This is a genomic window from Citrobacter sp. Igbk 16 (assembly GCF_028069755.1).
Classification (GTDB): Bacteria; Pseudomonadota; Gammaproteobacteria; order Enterobacterales; family Enterobacteriaceae; genus Citrobacter.
Genome location: NZ_JANEWJ010000025.1, coordinates 39,508 through 56,755 on the forward strand (window position 1 = coordinate 39,508; position 17,248 = coordinate 56,755).

At 51.9% G+C, this 17,248-nt stretch carries 17 protein-coding genes; 7 read left to right on the plus strand and 10 right to left on the minus strand.

Annotated features, from left to right (window positions below; all coding sequences use genetic code 11):
- Positions 1 to 26 precede the first annotated feature (26 nt).
- Positions 27 to 881 (minus strand): beta-lactamase regulator AmpE, encoded by an 855-nt coding sequence (gene ampE / locus NNO03_RS16230; protein ID WP_271440512.1) that lies wholly within the window; start codon positions 879 to 881, stop codon positions 27 to 29.
- Positions 878 to 1,441, minus strand: coding sequence for a 1,6-anhydro-N-acetylmuramyl-L-alanine amidase AmpD (gene ampD, locus NNO03_RS16235; protein WP_271450008.1), 564 nt, complete (start codon positions 1,439 to 1,441; stop codon positions 878 to 880). The genes ampE and ampD overlap by 4 nt, the downstream gene beginning before the upstream one ends.
- A gap of 87 nt (positions 1,442 to 1,528) precedes the next feature.
- On the opposite strand from ampD, the gene nadC reads away from it, so the two are divergent.
- The 4 genes from nadC to hofC all read left to right on the plus strand — a co-directional run bounded on the left by nadC (position 1,529) and on the right by hofC (position 5,682).
- Positions 1,529 to 2,422: a carboxylating nicotinate-nucleotide diphosphorylase gene (gene nadC, locus NNO03_RS16240; RefSeq protein ID WP_271450009.1), complete on the plus strand. Its 894-nt coding sequence runs from the start codon at positions 1,529 to 1,531 to the stop codon at positions 2,420 to 2,422.
- Between the two features lie 235 nt (positions 2,423 to 2,657).
- Entirely contained in the window at positions 2,658 to 3,095 is a 438-nt protein-coding gene (ppdD, locus tag NNO03_RS16245; RefSeq protein ID WP_271450010.1) for a prepilin peptidase-dependent pilin, read from the plus strand.
- Positions 3,096 to 3,104: 9 nt separating this feature from the next.
- The gene (gene gspE / locus NNO03_RS16250; protein ID WP_271450011.1) at positions 3,105 to 4,490 is read left to right on the plus strand and encodes a type II secretion system protein GspE; all 1,386 of its coding nucleotides are present in this window, start codon (positions 3,105 to 3,107) and stop codon (positions 4,488 to 4,490) included.
- Entirely contained in the window at positions 4,480 to 5,682 is a 1,203-nt protein-coding gene (gene hofC / locus NNO03_RS16255) for a protein transport protein HofC (protein ID WP_271450012.1), read from the plus strand. Before gspE ends, hofC begins: the two co-directional genes overlap by 11 nt.
- Before the next feature lie 107 nt (positions 5,683 to 5,789).
- Here hofC and NNO03_RS16260 read toward each other — a convergent pair whose 3' ends face one another.
- Positions 5,790 to 6,833 (minus strand): GMP reductase, encoded by a 1,044-nt coding sequence (locus NNO03_RS16260; RefSeq protein ID WP_040229985.1) that lies wholly within the window; start codon positions 6,831 to 6,833, stop codon positions 5,790 to 5,792.
- A gap of 225 nt (positions 6,834 to 7,058) precedes the next feature.
- Here NNO03_RS16260 and coaE point away from each other — a divergent pair, with 225 nt between their 5' ends.
- The 3 genes from coaE to yacG are packed head-to-tail and all read left to right on the plus strand — an operon-like array spanning position 7,059 to position 8,626.
- Positions 7,059 to 7,679 (plus strand): dephospho-CoA kinase, encoded by a 621-nt coding sequence (gene coaE / locus NNO03_RS16265; RefSeq protein ID WP_202039492.1) that lies wholly within the window; start codon positions 7,059 to 7,061, stop codon positions 7,677 to 7,679.
- Entirely contained in the window at positions 7,679 to 8,422 is a 744-nt protein-coding gene (gene zapD / locus NNO03_RS16270) for a cell division protein ZapD (RefSeq protein ID WP_271450013.1), read from the plus strand. The genes coaE and zapD overlap by 1 nt, the downstream gene beginning before the upstream one ends.
- 9 nt (positions 8,423 to 8,431) lie before the next feature.
- Complete coding sequence (yacG, locus tag NNO03_RS16275; RefSeq protein ID WP_005124648.1) at positions 8,432 to 8,626, plus strand: DNA gyrase inhibitor YacG; 195 nt, start codon at positions 8,432 to 8,434, stop codon at positions 8,624 to 8,626.
- 173 nt (positions 8,627 to 8,799) lie between these two features.
- On the opposite strand, the gene mutT is transcribed toward yacG, so the two are convergent.
- The 7 genes from mutT to ftsQ form a co-directional block, all read right to left on the minus strand.
- A complete protein-coding gene (mutT, locus tag NNO03_RS16280; RefSeq protein WP_271450014.1) occupies positions 8,800 to 9,189 on the minus strand; it encodes an 8-oxo-dGTP diphosphatase MutT in 390 nt (129 codons plus the stop codon).
- A gap of 56 nt (positions 9,190 to 9,245) precedes the next feature.
- Complete coding sequence (gene secA, locus NNO03_RS16285) at positions 9,246 to 11,951, minus strand: preprotein translocase subunit SecA (RefSeq protein ID WP_271440504.1); 2,706 nt, start codon at positions 11,949 to 11,951, stop codon at positions 9,246 to 9,248.
- Between the two features lie 60 nt (positions 11,952 to 12,011).
- Positions 12,012 to 12,518: a secA translation cis-regulator SecM gene (secM, locus tag NNO03_RS16290; RefSeq protein WP_271450015.1), complete on the minus strand. Its 507-nt coding sequence runs from the start codon at positions 12,516 to 12,518 to the stop codon at positions 12,012 to 12,014.
- Positions 12,519 to 12,924: 406 nt separating this feature from the next.
- Positions 12,925 to 13,842 (minus strand): UDP-3-O-acyl-N-acetylglucosamine deacetylase, encoded by a 918-nt coding sequence (gene lpxC, locus NNO03_RS16295; RefSeq protein WP_048212691.1) that lies wholly within the window; start codon positions 13,840 to 13,842, stop codon positions 12,925 to 12,927.
- Between the two features lie 100 nt (positions 13,843 to 13,942).
- Positions 13,943 to 15,094 (minus strand): cell division protein FtsZ, encoded by a 1,152-nt coding sequence (ftsZ, locus tag NNO03_RS16300; RefSeq protein WP_003018753.1) that lies wholly within the window; start codon positions 15,092 to 15,094, stop codon positions 13,943 to 13,945.
- 61 nt (positions 15,095 to 15,155) lie between these two features.
- Positions 15,156 to 16,418, minus strand: coding sequence for a cell division protein FtsA (gene ftsA, locus NNO03_RS16305; protein ID WP_003018755.1), 1,263 nt, complete (start codon positions 16,416 to 16,418; stop codon positions 15,156 to 15,158).
- A complete protein-coding gene (gene ftsQ / locus NNO03_RS16310; protein WP_271440502.1) occupies positions 16,415 to 17,248 on the minus strand; it encodes a cell division protein FtsQ in 834 nt (277 codons plus the stop codon). The genes ftsA and ftsQ overlap by 4 nt, the downstream gene beginning before the upstream one ends.

Genomic DNA, 17,248 nt, shown 5'->3' on the forward strand with positions numbered 1-17,248 from the left:
AAGCGTTAGCGCCATCCGGCACAACGCTACACTAATGCCCCATAAATGGTGAGCAGCGCAATCACCACAACCACGACAAACGACGTTTTCTTCGCCATTGCAACGGCTGCTTTCGGCGTTTCGACCTTATCAGTATGCGGCTCACGCGCCAGCGAGAACTGCGCCAGACGGGTCAACACCTGATACTGCGAAGTATGCAGATCCGCCAGCGATGCAAACCAGGCGGGCAACGCCTTCTCACCGTGTCCTAACAGCGCATAGACCACACCCGCCAGACGTACCGGAACCCAATCCAGGACATGCAGGATCGCGTCAATACCTGACTGCAGACGCTGATGCGGCGTCTGGTAGCGCGCCAGCCATGACTGCCACGCACGTAAAAAAGCATAGCCGACTAGCGTCACCGGTCCCCACGGACCACCGACGATCAACCAGAATAGCGGAGCCAGATAAAAGCGAAAGTTGTTCCATAACAGCGCATTTTGTAGCTCACGCAGAAACTCTCGTTCATCACAATCCGGCGGCACGCCATGAATCAGCGTCAGCTCACTGGCCATCGCCTCACGGGCGTGCGCATCATTACGTGAAGCCGCATTCAGGTAGGCATGATAATGAAGGCGCACCTTGCCAGCACCGATGCACAGCAAACCAATTAAGATCCACACCACCAACAGCGGAACATTAAACAACAACCCATGCAGCGCGCGCAGTAACAGGAATGTCACTACCATCGCAATAATGGTCATTCCTAACGTTCGCGCCATAGAGAAATGCTTAACCCGCCGGAAAAAAGCCTCAATCCGGTGATCAAGCTGCCAGTGCTCACCCAGCTTAAACAAGCGCTCAACAATCAGCACCAGTAATGTTGTAAACAGCGTCATGTCATCTCCTTGTGTGACGAGGGGGTGACCAGGGCGCGAAACCTTGCCCAGTCAAAAGATGGCCCAGGATCGGTCTTCCGTTCGGGCGCAATATTGCAATGCCCAGTCATGTTGCTGGCAATCGCCGGATAACGCTGAATCAGCGTCTGCGTCACGGCAGCCAGTTGCTGGTACTGAACATCGGTATAAGCCAGCGTATCCGTACCTTCAAGCTCAATACCAATTGAAAAATCATTACAGCGTTCACGCCCCTGATAGCAGGAGACGCCTGCATGCCAGGCACGTTTGTCAAAGGGAACATATTGCACAACCTCACCGTCACGGCGGATCAGGCAATGGGCAGAAACGCGCAAATGGGCAATTTGTGCAAAAAAGGGATGGGCGTTGGGATCAATTGTTCCAGTAAATAACGCGTCTATCCATGGGCCGCCAAATTCACCGGGTGGCAGGCTGATATTATGCACCACCAGCAAAGAAGGGCTTTCGTCATCCGGGCGGCAATCGTAATGAGGAGAGGGAACGCGTCGTGCCTCTGCCAGCCAGCCCTCGTCTAACAACATGCAGAATCTCCTTATTGGTGGTGCTCATATCAGGTTCAGGGTAGCATGTTTCTACCTTATGATTCGTTAGCAATTTGGAGTTTTATCATGCCGCCTCGCCGCTATAACCCTGACTACCGACGTGACGCGCTGTTGGAACGCATAAATCTCGATATCCCTGCCGCGGTTGCCCAGGCGCTGCGCGAAGATTTAGGCGGAGAAGTTGATGCCAATAACGATATCACCGCACAGCTTTTACCTGAGGATATGCGTTCCCATGCCACCGTCATTACACGCGAAGAGGGTGTTTTTTGTGGGAAACGCTGGGTGGAAGAGGTCTTTATTCAGCTTGCTGGCGATGATGTCAGCATCAACTGGCATGTTGAAGATGGCGACAGCATTAAGGCTAACCAACCGCTGTTTGAACTGGACGGCCCTTCCCGCGTGTTGCTAACCGGCGAACGTACCGCACTCAACTTTGTGCAGACGCTGTCTGGCGTGGCAAGCGAAGTGCGAAAATACGTCGACCTGCTGGCCGGGACAAAAACCCAACTGCTGGATACACGTAAAACGCTGCCTGGGCTGCGTACGGCGCTGAAATACGCGGTGCTCTGTGGCGGCGGTGCGAATCATCGTTTAGGTCTTTCTGACGCCTTCCTGATTAAAGAGAACCACATTATTGCTTCCGGTTCGGTACGTCAGGCCGTGGAGAAAGCCTTCTGGCTACACCCGGATGTTCCGGTTGAAGTGGAAGTGGAAAGCCTGGATGAACTGGACGATGCGTTGAAAGCCGGAGCGGACATCATCATGCTGGACAACTTCGAAACCGACCAAATGCGCGAAGCGGTCAAACGTACCAACGGCCAGGCGCGTCTGGAAGTATCTGGTAACGTCACCTATGAAACGCTACGCGAATTCGCGGAAACCGGCGTGGATTTCATCTCTGTAGGCGCACTGACCAAACATGTCCGCGCACTCGATCTTTCGATGCGTTTTCGCTAATCGCTGACTGTTCTGCCCGATGGCGTTTCGCCTACCGGGCTACAGCCCCCAGCCAGATAAGCCTTATACGCCGCAGTCTGGCTGTTTATTCGAGTGCCTTCGCAAATACGTTGTCTGACTCTGTAATTTCGTAAAATTCCTCTGAACCGGCTTTCTCGTTCTATTTTTTGCCCCTCGCCTAAAATCCCTTCGATTTGCCAAAGTAGCGCCAGCTAACTCAAGGAGCAAATCAACAATGGACAAACAACGAGGCTTCACGCTTATCGAACTGATGGTGGTCATTGGCATCATTGCCATCCTCAGCGCTATCGGTATCCCTGCTTATCAAAACTATCTGCGCAAAGCCGCGCTGACAGACATGCTGCAAACCTTTGTCCCCTACCGTACTGCCGTCGAACTCTGCGCACTGGAGCACGGCGGAACAGAAACCTGTGATGCTGGGACAAATGGGATCCCCTCTGCGACCACCACCCGCTATGTCTCAGGTATGAGCGTTGAAAAAGGTGTCGTCAGCCTCACTGGGCAGGAAAGCCTGAACGGGCTAAGCATCACGATGACGCCCGGTTGGGACAACGCCAACGGTATAACGGGCTGGAATCGCAACTGCGCTATCCAGAATGACAGTGCGCTGCAACAGGCTTGTGAAGACGTTTTTCGCTTTGATGCCAACTAAGGAAAAGAGATGAATACCACACAACTGACGGCACTTTGCCAACGTTATCAGGGAATATTGCTGGATGCAGACAATGACGTGGTGCATATCGCCGTTGTGGATGCCCCTTCCCACGAACTGCTGGATGCACTGCATTTTGCAACGACCAGGCGTATCGATATTGTGTGCTGGACACGTCAGCAAATGGAGGGCCACACACACACGCCACATAAAATGCTCCCGGCCATCATCACAGAAAGCAGCGCAACTGCCGCGGGTTTGCTGAACCATGCTTTTCAATCCGCGTTGGCACAGCGGGCTTCTGATATTCATATTGAACCTGCGGAGAATCACTACCGGATCAGGATGCGTGTGGATGGCGTACTACACACATTGCCGGAAGTCACCACAGAGATGGGCATAGCTCTCACCGCAAGATTAAAGGTATTAGGCAGTCTGGATATTGCCGAGCACCGGCTCCCGCAAGATGGGCAATTTACCGTGGAGATTTCAGGTGAACCCATTTCGTTTCGCATCGCCACGCTGCCTTGCCGATGGGGTGAAAAAGTAGTGCTACGCCTGCTTCACCAGGTTAATCAAACGCTGGAGATCAACGCACTGGGCATGCATGAGGCACAGTTGGCTGCGTTTTCACAAGCATTACAGCAACCACAGGGATTGATTCTGGTCACCGGGCCGACCGGGAGCGGCAAAACGGTTACCCTGTACAGTGCGCTACAAACCCGAAACACCCCCGACGTGAATCTCTGTAGCGTAGAAGACCCGGTCGAGATCCCCATTGATGGGCTCAATCAGACACAAATCCATCCTCGCGCCGGGCTTAATTTTCAGGGTGTATTACGTGCACTGCTACGCCAGGATCCCGACATTATTATGGTGGGCGAAATCCGCGACGGCGAAACAGCTGAGATTGCCCTAAAAGCCGCACAAACCGGTCATCTGGTTCTTTCGACACTGCATACCAATTCCACCAGTGAAACACTGATACGGCTGCAACAAATGGGGGTTGCACGCTGGATGATTGCCTCCGCGCTGACGTTAATTGTTGCACAGCGATTAGTCAGAAAATTATGCCCACATTGTCGGCGACGACTTGATACTCCCATAACACTCCCGGCAACACTTTGGCCCACGCCACTACCGCGTTGGCAGGCACCCGGTTGCCAACACTGCTATCACGGATTCTATGGGCGAGCCGCTCTGTTTGAAGTACTGCCCATTACGCCAGCATTACGGCAACGTATTGCCGATGGCTCATCCGCAGACGTTGTGGAATCAGATGCTCAGCAAGCGGGCATGAGTACTCTTTTCGAAGATGGCTGTCAGGCTGTGGAACAAGGGTTAACGACATTTGAAGAACTGATCCGCGTACTGGGCATGCCCCATGTCAGCTAAACAGCTATGGCGCTGGCAAGGAATAACGCGCGAAGGCCAGCCTGTAGCGGGGATGCTATGGGCTGATACCCGACCATCGCTCCTGTTTGTGCTCGAACAACAGCAGATTACACCGATTCGCATTAACCGGATGCGAGTTAAAACCTCGCACTGGAGCAGAACAAACAGTGCCGAAGCCATACGCCAGTTGGCAACATTGCTTAAAGCGGGATTGACGCTTTCCGCTGGGTTAACTCTGCTTGCTGAACAGCATCCCAGCAACCAGTGGCAAGCATTGCTGCGCACACTGGCTTACGATATGGAACAAGGCATTGCGCTGTCAGCCTCGCTTTCACGGTGGCAACACGTATTTCCCCCGCTGTACCAAGCAATGATCCGCACCGGAGAGCTAACGGGAAAACTGGACGACTGCTGCTTTGAACTTGCCCGTCAGCAAAAAAACCAACAGCAACTGGCGGATAAAGTTAAAAAAGCACTACGGTATCCCATTATCATTCTTGCCATGGCGATAATGGTCGTGCTGGCGATGCTGCATTTTGTGTTACCTGAATTTGCAGCCATCTATCGCACGTTCAACACACCGCTACCGGCGCTCACTCAATGGATGATTAACGCGGCATATTACAGCAGTCGATGGGGATGGCTGGCAGGGTTGCTCTGCCTGGGGCTGGGAACAGCATACGGGTTGATAAAGCAGAAGCCTTATTGGCTTATTCTACGCCAGAAAATACTGCTGCACTTTCCCATCATCGGGCCGATGGTCAGGGGGCAAAAACTCACACAGATCTTCACCGTACTGGCATTAACACAAAACGCGGGCATTCCCTTTCTGCAAGGTCTGGAAAGTGTCACTGAAACCCTTAACTGCCCTTATTGGTCCCAACGTTTGGCACAGGTGCATCACGATATCAGCGCCGGGGAGCCAGTCTGGCTGGCACTTAAGAATAGCGGTGAATTTAGTCCACTGTGCTTGCAACTGGTGAGAACCGGTGAAGCTTCCGGCTCTCTGGATGCGATGCTGCAAAACCTCGCCCGACATCACAGCGAATACACGCTGTCTCAGGCCGAAAATTTGGCGGCATTACTTGAGCCAGCCTTGCTTGTCATTACGGGGTTGATTATCGGTACGCTGGTTGTGGCAATGTATTTACCGATATTTCATCTGGGAGATGCAATGAGTGGCGTGGGATAAGTTCAAATGTCGGATGGCTGCATAAACGCCTGATCAGGCCTACACCGAGCATGAGCGTAGGCCTGATATGCTGTGCGCCATCAGGCGTTTAACAGTACAAGCTGTTCTTACAGGCTATTGAAGACGCGGTTTTCTTGTTCCTGTACGCGAATAAAGGTTGTCCGTTTGGTCAGCTCTTTCAGGCGGGATGCACCGACATAAGTACAGGCTGAACGCAGGCCGCCAAGGATATCACGAGCCGTGTTATCAACCGGGCCACGCAGTGGCAGCTTAACGGTTTTACCTTCAGCGGCACGATACTGAGCAACACCACCAACATGGCGCGTCATAGCAGACTCAGAGCTCATACCGTAGAACAGCATGAATTTCTCGCCGTTCTCTTCAACGATTTTACCGCCGCTTTCTTCATGACCAGCCAGCATGCCGCCGAGCATCACGAAGTCCGCACCACCGCCAAACGCTTTTGCCACATCACCAGGCATTGTGCAGCCACCGTCGCTGACAATCATGCCGCCCAGACCGTGCGCTGCATCAGCACATTCAATGACGGCAGAAAGCTGCGGATAGCCAACGCCGGTTTTTACGCGGGTGGTACATACAGAACCTGGGCCAATACCCACTTTGACGATATCAGCACCGGAAAGTACCAACTCTTCACACATCTCGCCGGTGACCACGTTGCCAGCACAAATCGTTTTTGTCGGCCAGGCCGCACGTGCTTTCGACACAAACTGAACAAAGTGCTCTGAGTAGCCATTTGCCACATCAATGCAGATAAAGTTCAGCGCTGGATTCAGTGCCAGGATCTGTTTGGTTTTTTCGAAATCAGTGTCCGAAGTCCCGGTTGAAACCATCACGTGTTTCAGTACATCGGCAGAGGAATCCGCAATGAAAGCGGCCCAGTCTTCAACAGAATAGTGTTTATGCACAGCGGTCAGGATGTCGAAGGAGGCTAGCGCCGTTGCCATGGCAAACGTCCCGACGGTGTCCATGTTCGCGGCGATAATCGGCACGCCGGACCAGGTCTGACCTGAATGTTTAAAGGTGAATTGACGTTCCAGTTCAACATCGGAACGACTTTTGAGAGTAGAACGCTTAGGGCGGATAAGAACGTCTTTGAAACCTAACTTCAGATCTTCTTCGATACGCATGTGCGGATTCCTGGGGTTAATGGCGAAAAATCGAAACTCACAACTCCAGTGACGCTATCATACGCACTAATCAATGCCGCGCAAGACTGCGAAATTCTCTTTTTTTACGCTACAATCCCATAAATTTACCTGGCGATTAGTAGGTTAATCCTGCATCAGCTTCGCCTTTGCATGCTTAATTTTTAACTGTTTGATAATCAAACCAAAACTCCAGGATCTGGATCTATGAGGTATACGGTAGCCTTAACCGGCGGCATTGGCAGTGGTAAAAGTACCGTTGCAAATGCATTCGCTGACCTCGGAATAAACGTGATTGATGCGGATATCATTGCGCGCCAGGTGGTCGAACGCGGCATGCCTGCCCTACAGGCAATTGCGGAACATTTTGGCTCCGACGTTATTGCTGCGGATGGCTCGTTACAGCGGCGAATTTTACGCGAACGCATTTTTTCCGATCCTGATGAGAAAAAATGGCTAAATTCCTTGCTCCACCCACTTATTCAGCAGGAAACACAGCGTCAGTTTCAGCAAGCGACCTCCCCTTATCTGTTATGGGTCGTTCCCTTGTTGGTAGAAAACGCGCTGTATAAAAAAGCCGATCGCGTACTCGTCGTGGATGTCACCCCTGAGACTCAACTCAGGCGAACCATGCAGCGTGATGATGTTACGCGCGAACACGTTGAACAAATTTTGGCTGCCCAGGCAACACGTGAAGCGCGCCTTGCCGTGGCAGATGATGTTATTGATAATAATGGCGCACCGGATGCTATCGTCTCGGATGTCGCCCGCCTGCACGCGCTCTATTTGCAACTCGCGTCGCAGTTTGTCTCACAGGAAAAACCGTAATGCACACCCAGGTCCTTTTTGAACACCCTCTCAATGAGAAGATGCGTACATGGCTGCGCATTGAGTTTCTGATCCAGCAACTCTCCGTTAATTTGCCCATTGTGGATCACGCAGGTGCACTGCATTTTTTCCGCAATGTGGGGGATTTACTGGATGTATTTGAACGTGGCGAAGTCCGTACTGAACTCCTCAAAGAGCTGGAAAGACAGCAGCGAAAACTTCAGGCCTGGGTTGAAGTTCCCGGCGTCGATCAAAGCAGAATCGACTCTTTACGTCAGCAGTTAAAAAGTGCGGGCAGCATTCTGATTTCAGCCCCGCGCATCGGACAAACCCTGCGTGAAGACCGTCTGATTGGCCTTGTTCGTCAGCGTTTAAGTATTCCCGGCGGATGCTGCAGTTTTGATTTGCCGACTTTACATATCTGGCTGCATCTACCACAGACTCAGCGTGACGCGCAGGTTGAGACCTGGCTTGCCAGCCTGAATCCTCTCAACCAGGCATTGTCTCTGGTGCTGGATTTAATCCGCAACTCTGCACCGTTTCGTAAGCAAACCAGCCTGAATGGTTTTTACCAGGACAACGGCGATGATGCAGATCTATTGCGTCTACAATTGCCGCTCGCTTCGCAGCTTTATCCGCAAATATCAGGTCATAAGAGCCGCTTTGCCATTCGCTTTATGCCGCTGGATAGCGAGAACGGTCAGGTACCTGAACGCCTCGATTTCGATCTGGCGTGCTGTTAAGGAGTTAAGATGTCTGAACAAACTATCGTAAACTGCCCAACCTGCGGTAAAGCTGTCGTGTGGGCAGAAGTCAGTCCGTTTCGTCCATTCTGCAGCAAACGTTGTCAGTTAATCGACCTGGGTGAATGGGCCGCGGAAGAGAAGCGAATCCCAAGCTCTGGCGATCTATCAGAAAGCGATGACTGGAGCGAAGAGCAGAAGTAATTCTGCTAATACGGTAGGCCGGATAAGGCAACGCCGCATCCGGCCAATTATGGCGGGGGCGCTACGCTTGCCCGCCCTACGTTTTAGTTCGTAGGCCTGATAAGCGCAGCGCCATCAGGCAAAACAACATAAAATGCCGCATCCTGCCTACGAACGACAAATTAAGAACACCATTAGCCAGCAATCAACTTTTCAATGACCGGTGCATTCGCAGGCGGGAAATCGTCCGTATTTAGCGCATCTTGCGCAATCCACTGAGCGGGTTGCCCCTCTTTCCCCCACGGTTCACCTTCCCAGCGTTCAACCAGCCAGAACCATAAAGTGATATGCCGGTCCGGAAACTGGTACTCCAGTTTTTCGAACAGTGAGCAATTAACGGGTGTAATCCCCACCTCCTCCTGTAACTCACGAATTAACGCCTGCTCTGGTGTTTCACCCGGTTCAATTTTACCGCCGGGAAATTCCAGTTTGTTTGCCATATGAGCATCGGCGGCACGCTGAGTGATAAAAATCTCGTTGTGCTTATTACGAATAATTCCAACAGCAATTTGCAGTACTTTCATATTTATCGCCCATAAAAAAGGCGCAGAATTCTGCGCCTTTTCAGTAAGTTACTTTCTTAGCTCAGACGGCCATGACACTGCTTGTATTTTTTACCGGAACCGCAAGGGCACGGATCGTTACGTCCCACTTTACGATCGCCGGTCTGTGCAGCCAGCTCTTCTGCAACAGCAGACTCATCATCTTTGTGGCTCAGTTGCTGCATCTGCGCTAAACGCTCAGCATCTTCGCGACGCTGCTGCTCCATTGCTTCGACTTCTTCAGGCATACGCACCTGCACTTTGCTCAGGGTGCTGATCACTTCATATTTCAGTGACTCCAGCATAGAGGCAAACATGGAGAAGGATTCGCGTTTATATTCCTGCTTCGGATCTTTCTGCGCATAACCACGCAGGTGGATCCCCTGGCGCAGGTAGTCCATCGCCGCAAGGTGCTCTTTCCACAGGGAATCGAGCGTTTGCAGCATCACACCTTTTTCAAAGTGACGCATCATTTCTGCGCCTACGACTTCTTCCTTGCGATGATAGACCTCTACAGCGTTGGCGAGAATACGTTCACGCAGCGTCTCTTCATGCAGTTCAGGCTCTTTATCCAGCCACTCTGAAATCGGCATTTCCAGATCGAAGTCGTTTTTCAAACGTTCCTGCAGACCCGGAATATCCCACATCTCTTCCAGAGACTGAGGCGGAATGTACGCATCAATAGTCGCTTTGAAGACATCTTCGCGAATACTGTTGATGGTTTCACTAACGTCAGTCACGTCCAGTAGTTCGTTACGCTGGGTATAGATAGCGCGGCGCTGGTCATTCGCAACGTCATCGTATTCCAGCAGTTGCTTACGAATATCGAAGTTACGGCTCTCTACTTTACGCTGGGCATTAGCAATAGCTTTCGTTACCCATGGGTGTTCGATTGCTTCGCCTGGCTTCATACCCAGTTTACGCATCATGCCTGAGACACGGTCGGAGGCAAAAATACGCATCAGCGCATCTTCCATCGACAGGTAGAAACGAGAGGAACCCGCATCACCCTGACGGCCGGAACGACCGCGTAACTGGTTATCGATACGACGAGATTCATGACGCTCAGTACCGATGATATGTAAACCACCGGCAGCCAGCACCGCGTCGTGACGCACCTGCCACTCGGCTTTGATCTGTGCAATTTGCTCTGGCGTCGGATCTTCCAGCTCGGCAACTTCTGCCTGCCAGCTACCACCCAACACGATATCAGTACCACGACCGGCCATGTTTGTGGCAATAGTGACAGCTGACGGGTAACCCGCCTGAGCGACGATTGCCGCTTCGTTAGCGTGGAACTTGGCGTTCAGCACGTTGTGCTTGATACCCGCTTTGTTCAGCTCGTTGGAAACCACTTCAGACTTTTCAATGGAGATCGTACCCACCAGCACCGGCTGACCATTCGCGGTACGCTCTTTAATATCTTCGATAATGGCCTGAATTTTTTCCGCTTCGGTCATGTACACCAGATCCGGTAAATCCTTACGAATCATCGGACGGTTAGTTGGCACCACTACGGTATCCAGTTTGTAGATAGAGCTGAATTCGAACGCTTCGGTATCTGCTGTACCAGTCATACCGGCCAGTTTTTCGTACAAACGGAAGTAGTTCTGGAAGGTAATGGAAGCCAGCGTCTGGTTTTCGTTCTGGATTTCTACGCCTTCTTTGGCTTCAACAGCCTGGTGCAGACCGTCGGACCAACGACGCCCCTGCATGGTACGACCCGTGTGTTCGTCGACGATGATAACTTCGCCGTCTTTCACAATGTAGTCTACATCACGGGTGAACAGCACATGTGCGCGCAGTGCGGCAGTCACGTGATGCATCAGCATGATGTTGCCCGGAGAGTACAACGACTCGCCTTCATCCATAATGCCTTCTTTCACCAGCAGTTCTTCAATCAGAACCAGACCACGTTCGGTAAGGTTAACCTGGCGCGCCTTCTCATCGACAGAGAAGTGGCCTTCGCCCTGGAACGTGTCAGAATCTTCCTTCTCCTGACGGATCAGGTTTGGAATGATTTTGTTCACTTTCTTGTACATTTCCGAGCTATCTTCAGCCGGGCCGGAAATGATCAGTGGCGTACGCGCTTCATCAATCAGGATGGAGTCGACCTCATCCACCAACGCATAGTGCAGTTTACGCTGAACGCGCTCTTCCGGGCTAAACGCCATGTTGTCGCGTAGATAGTCAAAGCCGTATTCGTTGTTGGTACCGTAAGTGATGTCAGCGTTGTAAGCTTCACGCTTGGCCGGTGCTGGCAGACCTGACATATTGATACCTACGGTCATGCCGAGGAACTCAAACAGTGGGCGGTTATTTTCGGCGTCACGCTGAGCCAGATAGTCGTTCACGGTAACCACGTGTACACCTTTCCCGCTTAATGCGTTCAGGTAGGCCGGCAACGTTGCGGTCAGTGTTTTACCTTCACCGGTACGCATTTCAGCGATACAGCGATCGTTGAGGACCATACCGCCCAGCAACTGCACGTCAAAGTGACGCATACCGAACACACGCTTACTGGCTTCACGGACGACCGCGAATGCTTCCGGGATCAGGCTTTCAACGCTGGCGCCTTTTTCCAGACGCGCGCGGAATTCCGCAGTCTTCGCTTTCAGCTCGTCATCGGAGAGTTTTTCCATCTCCGGTTCCATCGCGTTAATGACGTTGACCACTTTGCGCATACGACGCAGCGTACGCTCGTTACGGCTACCGAATACTTTCGTTAATAATTTGATTAGCATAATAAAATCTCAAACGCCCCGCGGTGCGGAGTCAAAAATTATAAGTTGGAAGGTTCTTTTTTAGCTGAGGCGTTGAGGGCCAGCGCGGATCCCCTGCTGCAGGCTTATCCAGACAGGAACACTAAACGCGGCCTGAGAAGTGAAATGGGCATATGTCACGCGACTGACAGTCGCCGGTGGTCTGCCTTCCTGCGTCAGCAGCGCGCTGAGCGTATTCAGTAAAGCAAGATGATGCGCCTGGATTGGCAAAGGTTCTTCGGCAACGGGCAGTGCCTGAGGAGCCATTGCAAAGGAAAGATGACGTATAACCGTACGAATGGCATGCTGGTGCCAGTAATCGACAGTAAAATTCGGGCGACGGTTAGTGGCTTCCAGCAAAGCAAGCTGGCTAAAGTTAACCTTAGCGGATTGATCGTGGTTGCTGGCGGTCGCTTTCGCGGGCGTATTCGGTTCAGCGGCATTACCGATCGCGGGCAGGCCAAAACTCGCCGCGACCATCCCTAATAAGAGATGCGGCCAGAAGTACCGTCTGCCTAACTGTCGCCAGCGCGTCAGTATTCCACTCACGTTAGTGCCACCTGATCTACCCTGCATTTGGGGTTTTAAATTCAAAACGATTTTTGCGCACAAATCTTATCATTAAAGCGTGCACTCCACAGCAGTAATGACAGCAAGTCGCGGTTAAATATGCTTAAGAAAGCATCGATCGCGCTGTATTTTAATCTGACAGCGGGGGAAAAGTCGCATCGGAAAAGACGGTGAGCTATCGGAGGATAAAAAAAACGACTGGCTCACCTGGCCGGAGAGAGTGCCAGATTAACCAGTCGAATTTATGCGACAGATATACACTTCATCTTTCAAGCTGCCTCTTTGTTGGCTGCTTTCTCTCACCCCAGTCACGTACTAGTGTACGCTCCTGTGGATTCGTTCAGTTGCCGCCTTGATGCAACTTGAATGATTTTGTGTATAGTTATTATGCCAGTACGGTCGAAGGCGCTTTGAACGCCAGCGGCAGTTCTGCGTCGTCCTGGAAGGTCACATATTCCCAGGCTTCCTGTTTTGCCAGGACCGCCTGCAACAGTTTGTTATTCAATGCATGACCGGATTTATACGCGGTAAATGCACCAATAATGTTGTGACCACACATGAACAAGTCACCGATCGCGTCGAGCATTTTGTGACGAACGAATTCATCTTCAAAACGCAGGCCGTCTTCGTTCAGTACGCGATAATCGTCAACAACGATGGCACAATCGAAGCTGCCGCCCAGGCACAGGCCGCGGGACTGCAGATATTCGATATCACGCATGAAGCCGAAAGTACGCGCACGGCTGATCTGGCGCATGAACGCATCAGCAGAGAAGTTCATCGCATAGCGCTGCGTGCTGGAGTCGATCGCCGGGTGGTTAAAGTCGATGGTGAAATCCAACGTAAAACCATTATACGGCTTAAACTCAGCCCACTTGTCGCCATCTTCGACGCGAACAGTCTCTTTGATGCGGACAAATTTCTTCGCACTGTTCAGTTCTTCAATACCTGCGTCAAGCAGCAGGTAGACGAACGGAGCAGCACTACCATCCATGATCGGGATTTCCGGGGCATTAACCTCAATAACGATGTTATCGATACCTAAGCCCGCCAGAGCAGCATTAAGGTGCTCAACGGTTGAAATCCGCACATCATGCTCGTTGACCAGACACGTACAGAGCATGGTATCACGCACAGATTTGGCATCGGCCGGGAAATCTACCGGAGGATTCAAGTCGGTGCGACGATAGATGACCCCGGTGTTGGCCGGCGCAGGGCGTAATGTCAGGGTGACTTTTTTGCCGGTATGTAAACCGACACCAGTCGCCTGAACGATACGTTTAAGAGTCCTTTGTTTGATCATCGTATAATCTCGCCAAATTACCTATCCAACCGAAGTGTACTATACATTCGGTGGGCCAGTTTAGCACAAAGAGCCACAATTCCCAAATTCCAGCTAATTCTTAATCAGCTTGCTTACGCAGGAATGCAGGGATATCCAGATAATCCGGTTCTTTAGTGGTCTGCGGCGTATTGTCGTTAACCACCTTCGCTACCGGCTTCTGCTCTTGCGTCAACGGCGCCATACCGTGCTGCTGGTAACGATCCATTACCGGCTGCTGAACCTGCTTGTTGGTCACCAGTGTGATTTCAGGACGCTTGTCCATACCAATTCCAGTGGCAACAACGGTAACGCGCAGTTCGTCATTCATATCCGGGTCCAGAGAAGTACCGATAACCACGGTCGCGTTATCCGATGCAAATGCACGAATCGTGTTACCTACGGTTTCGAACTCATCCAGGCGCAGGTCGAAGCCCGCAGTAATGTTTACCAACACGCCACGCGCGCCAGACAGATCAATATCTTCCAGCAGAGGCGAAGAGATAGCCATTTCAGCCGCTTCTTCTGCACGATCTTCACCGCTTGCCACGCCAGAACCCATCATCGCATAGCCCATTTCGGACATTACGGTGCGCACGTCGGCAAAGTCGACGTTCATCAGGCCCGGACGGGTGATCAGTTCAGCGATACCCTGGACTGCGCCTTTCAGCACGTCGTTCGCTGCGCCAAACGCATCCAGCAGGGAGATACCGCGACCCAGTACTTTCAGCAGTTTGTCGTTCGGGATAGTGATCAGAGAGTCCACATGTTTGGACAGCTCGGTGATACCCTGCTCCGCAAATGCCATACGCTTTTTGCCTTCAAAATTGAAAGGCTTAGTCACGACAGCAACGGTCAGAATACCTAAATCTTTTGCCACTTCAGCAACCACTGGCGCTGCACCGGTCCCGGTACCGCCGCCCATGCCTGCTGCGATAAACACCATGTCTGCGCCGTCAAGCGCTGCACGCAGAGCTTCACGATCTTCGTCTGCCGCATTGCGACCGACTTCCGGGTTTGCACCCGCGCCCAGACCCTTGGTGATGCCGCTACCAATCTGAATGGTCTGTCCAACCGCCGTTTTACGCAACGCCTGAGCGTCGGTATTCACCGCGAAGAATTCAACACCTTCGATGCGCTCACGCACCATGTGTTCAACGGCATTACCGCCGCCGCCGCCGACGCCGATGACTTTAATCACCGCGTCATTGGTCAGTTCCATAGGTTCAAACATAGTTTTTCTCTCCGTTGTGCCTGTCGCCTGAGACCGTAATCGATGCCGGTCTCATAAAAAATTAAAACTCTTTTCGCAGCCAGCTATTGAGTCGTTTAATCCACGAGCCAACTGATGCCGTTACACGTTTTTCAACTTCAGCTTCACCACTTAAATGGGATTCTTTCCCGTAATGAAGCAACCCCACTGCCGTTGAATAATACGGCTCCTGGGCATAATCTGTCAGACCGGTAATATTGAGCGGCGCACCAATACGCACCTGCGTATGGAACACGCGCTGAGCGCAGGCCGCAAGACCTTCAATTTGCGCAGCACCACCGGTTAACACAATCCCCGCCGCCAGATGATGTTTCACACCCTGCTGGCGAAGTTGTTCCTGTAATTGCAAAATTTCTTCGTTGACCAGGTTAAGCAGCTCGGTATAACGCGGCTCAATGACCTCAGCCAGAGTTTGACGTTGCAGACTGCGTGGCGGACGACCACCGACGCTTGGCACTTCAACGCTCTCATCTTTGCCAACGATAGAACCCAGCGCACAACCATGACGAACTTTAATAGCTTCAGCATCGCTCGGCGGCGTACCAAAGGCATACGCAATGTCGCTGGTGACCACATTCCCTGCATAAGGGATTACTTTGGTATGGCGCAACGCCCCGCCAGTATAAACGGCGATGTCCATTGTACCACCACCAATATCGACCACGCAGACACCCAGCTCACGTTCGTCTTCCGTTAACACGGAATAACTGGCTGCCAACCCGGCAAATATCAGTTGGTCAACTTTCAGTCCACAGCGTTCAACGGCTTTGACGATATTCTTCGCCATGTCATTGTGGCAGGTAATCAGATGTACTTTTGCCTGCATACGCACGCCGGAAAGACCGACCGGATTTTTAATACCTTCCTGGTAGTCAATCGCGTATTCCTGTGGAATAACATGCAGTACACGATGCTCATCGCGCACACGTACGGATTTTGCCGTATGCACAACATTTTCCACATCTTCCTGGGTCACTTCCTCTTCGGAAATGGGCACCATACCAATTTCATTCTGACAGCTAATATGTTTACCTGAAAGCGCCAGATACACCGAGGAAATCTGGCAATCTGCCATCAGTTCAGCCTGGTCAATGGCGCGCTGTACGCATTTCACCACTGACTCAAGGTCATTCACCCCGCCTTTATCCATACCTCGCGATGGGCAACTGCCCACGCCAATGATATTGACCATACCGTCGGGCAGAACTTCCCCTACTAAAGCGGCTACCTTCGCGGTGCCAATCTCCAGTCCAACTACCAGTTTTCTGTCCGTCGCCTTGATCATTGTTGTTCTGCCTGTGCCTGATTCTGTTGCTGATTAGATTCCTCAGGAGGCAAGGGAACCCAGCCTACTGCTGCTCCTGAGTCATAACGCAAATCAACGTAGCTAATCCGTTTGCCATCGGTTTGCGCCTGCTGCTGTAAAACCGGGTAGAGTTCCACAAAGCGAGCCAAACGTTTTATCGTATCGCCCCTGCCCAGATTGAGCTTAATATCGTTATTAAGCGTTAACTGCCAGGAACGACGAGCGGTCATCGCCGCTTCCTTCAGGGTGAATCTATCCTTAGCCAGCACCTGCCCCATATCGCGGAACCCTTGCAACACTTCACTTGCGCTGCCTTCAGGGCCATACAACATAGGTAATACCTGCTTGTTAGCCCGACCGGTTGGTATGCTGAACGTATTTCCATCGGCATCCACCATATGTTGGTCATTCCAACGCGCTATCGGCACATATTCAACCAGATGAATCTTCAATTCATCAGGCCACTGCTTTCTGACACTCGCCTGCTTAATCCAGGGGAGACGTTCAATCTGACTTTGGATGATGTTCACATCCTGGGTCATAAAGGTTCCCGGTGCGCCAAGCGCCAGGATGGACTGCCGAATATCGTCATTGCGCGTGTAGTGTCGCTCACCGGTCAATACCAGCTTCGACAATGGCAAACGTTGCGCATCTTCCATCCATCCCAACACGACCCAGCCGCTCACAAACACGGTGCACAGCACTGTCAGCAGAAACAGAATTCCTGCAAGACGCGTTCCATTATTGCGGCGTGAGGAGGCTACCTCGTCTTCATCACCGTTTCGCGTGTTCAGCGCAGCCTGCGACAT

Coding starts and splice junctions, on each gene's coding strand:
- coaE (WP_202039492.1), top strand. CDS start 7,059: ATGAGGTATACGGTAGCCTTAACCGGCGGCATTGGCAGTGGTAAAAGT.
- yacG (WP_005124648.1), top strand. CDS start 8,432: ATGTCTGAACAAACTATCGTAAACTGCCCAACCTGCGGTAAAGCTGTC.
- ftsA (WP_003018755.1), bottom strand. CDS start 16,418: ATGATCAAGGCGACGGACAGAAAACTGGTAGTTGGACTGGAGATTGGC.
- ftsZ (WP_003018753.1), bottom strand. CDS start 15,094: ATGTTTGAACCTATGGAACTGACCAATGACGCGGTGATTAAAGTCATC.
- hofC (WP_271450012.1), top strand. CDS start 4,480: ATGTCAGCTAAACAGCTATGGCGCTGGCAAGGAATAACGCGCGAAGGC.
- ampD (WP_271450008.1), bottom strand. CDS start 1,441: ATGTTGTTAGACGAGGGCTGGCTGGCAGAGGCACGACGCGTTCCCTCT.
- secA (WP_271440504.1), bottom strand. CDS start 11,951: ATGCTAATCAAATTATTAACGAAAGTATTCGGTAGCCGTAACGAGCGT.
- NNO03_RS16260 (WP_040229985.1), bottom strand. CDS start 6,833: ATGCGTATCGAAGAAGATCTGAAGTTAGGTTTCAAAGACGTTCTTATC.
- lpxC (WP_048212691.1), bottom strand. CDS start 13,842: ATGATCAAACAAAGGACTCTTAAACGTATCGTTCAGGCGACTGGTGTC.
- ampE (WP_271440512.1), bottom strand. CDS start 881: ATGACGCTGTTTACAACATTACTGGTGCTGATTGTTGAGCGCTTGTTT.
- mutT (WP_271450014.1), bottom strand. CDS start 9,189: ATGAAAGTACTGCAAATTGCTGTTGGAATTATTCGTAATAAGCACAAC.
- zapD (WP_271450013.1), top strand. CDS start 7,679: ATGCACACCCAGGTCCTTTTTGAACACCCTCTCAATGAGAAGATGCGT.
- ppdD (WP_271450010.1), top strand. CDS start 2,658: ATGGACAAACAACGAGGCTTCACGCTTATCGAACTGATGGTGGTCATT.
- ftsQ (WP_271440502.1), bottom strand. CDS start 17,248: ATGTCGCAGGCTGCGCTGAACACGCGAAACGGTGATGAAGACGAGGTA.
- nadC (WP_271450009.1), top strand. CDS start 1,529: ATGCCGCCTCGCCGCTATAACCCTGACTACCGACGTGACGCGCTGTTG.
- gspE (WP_271450011.1), top strand. CDS start 3,105: ATGAATACCACACAACTGACGGCACTTTGCCAACGTTATCAGGGAATA.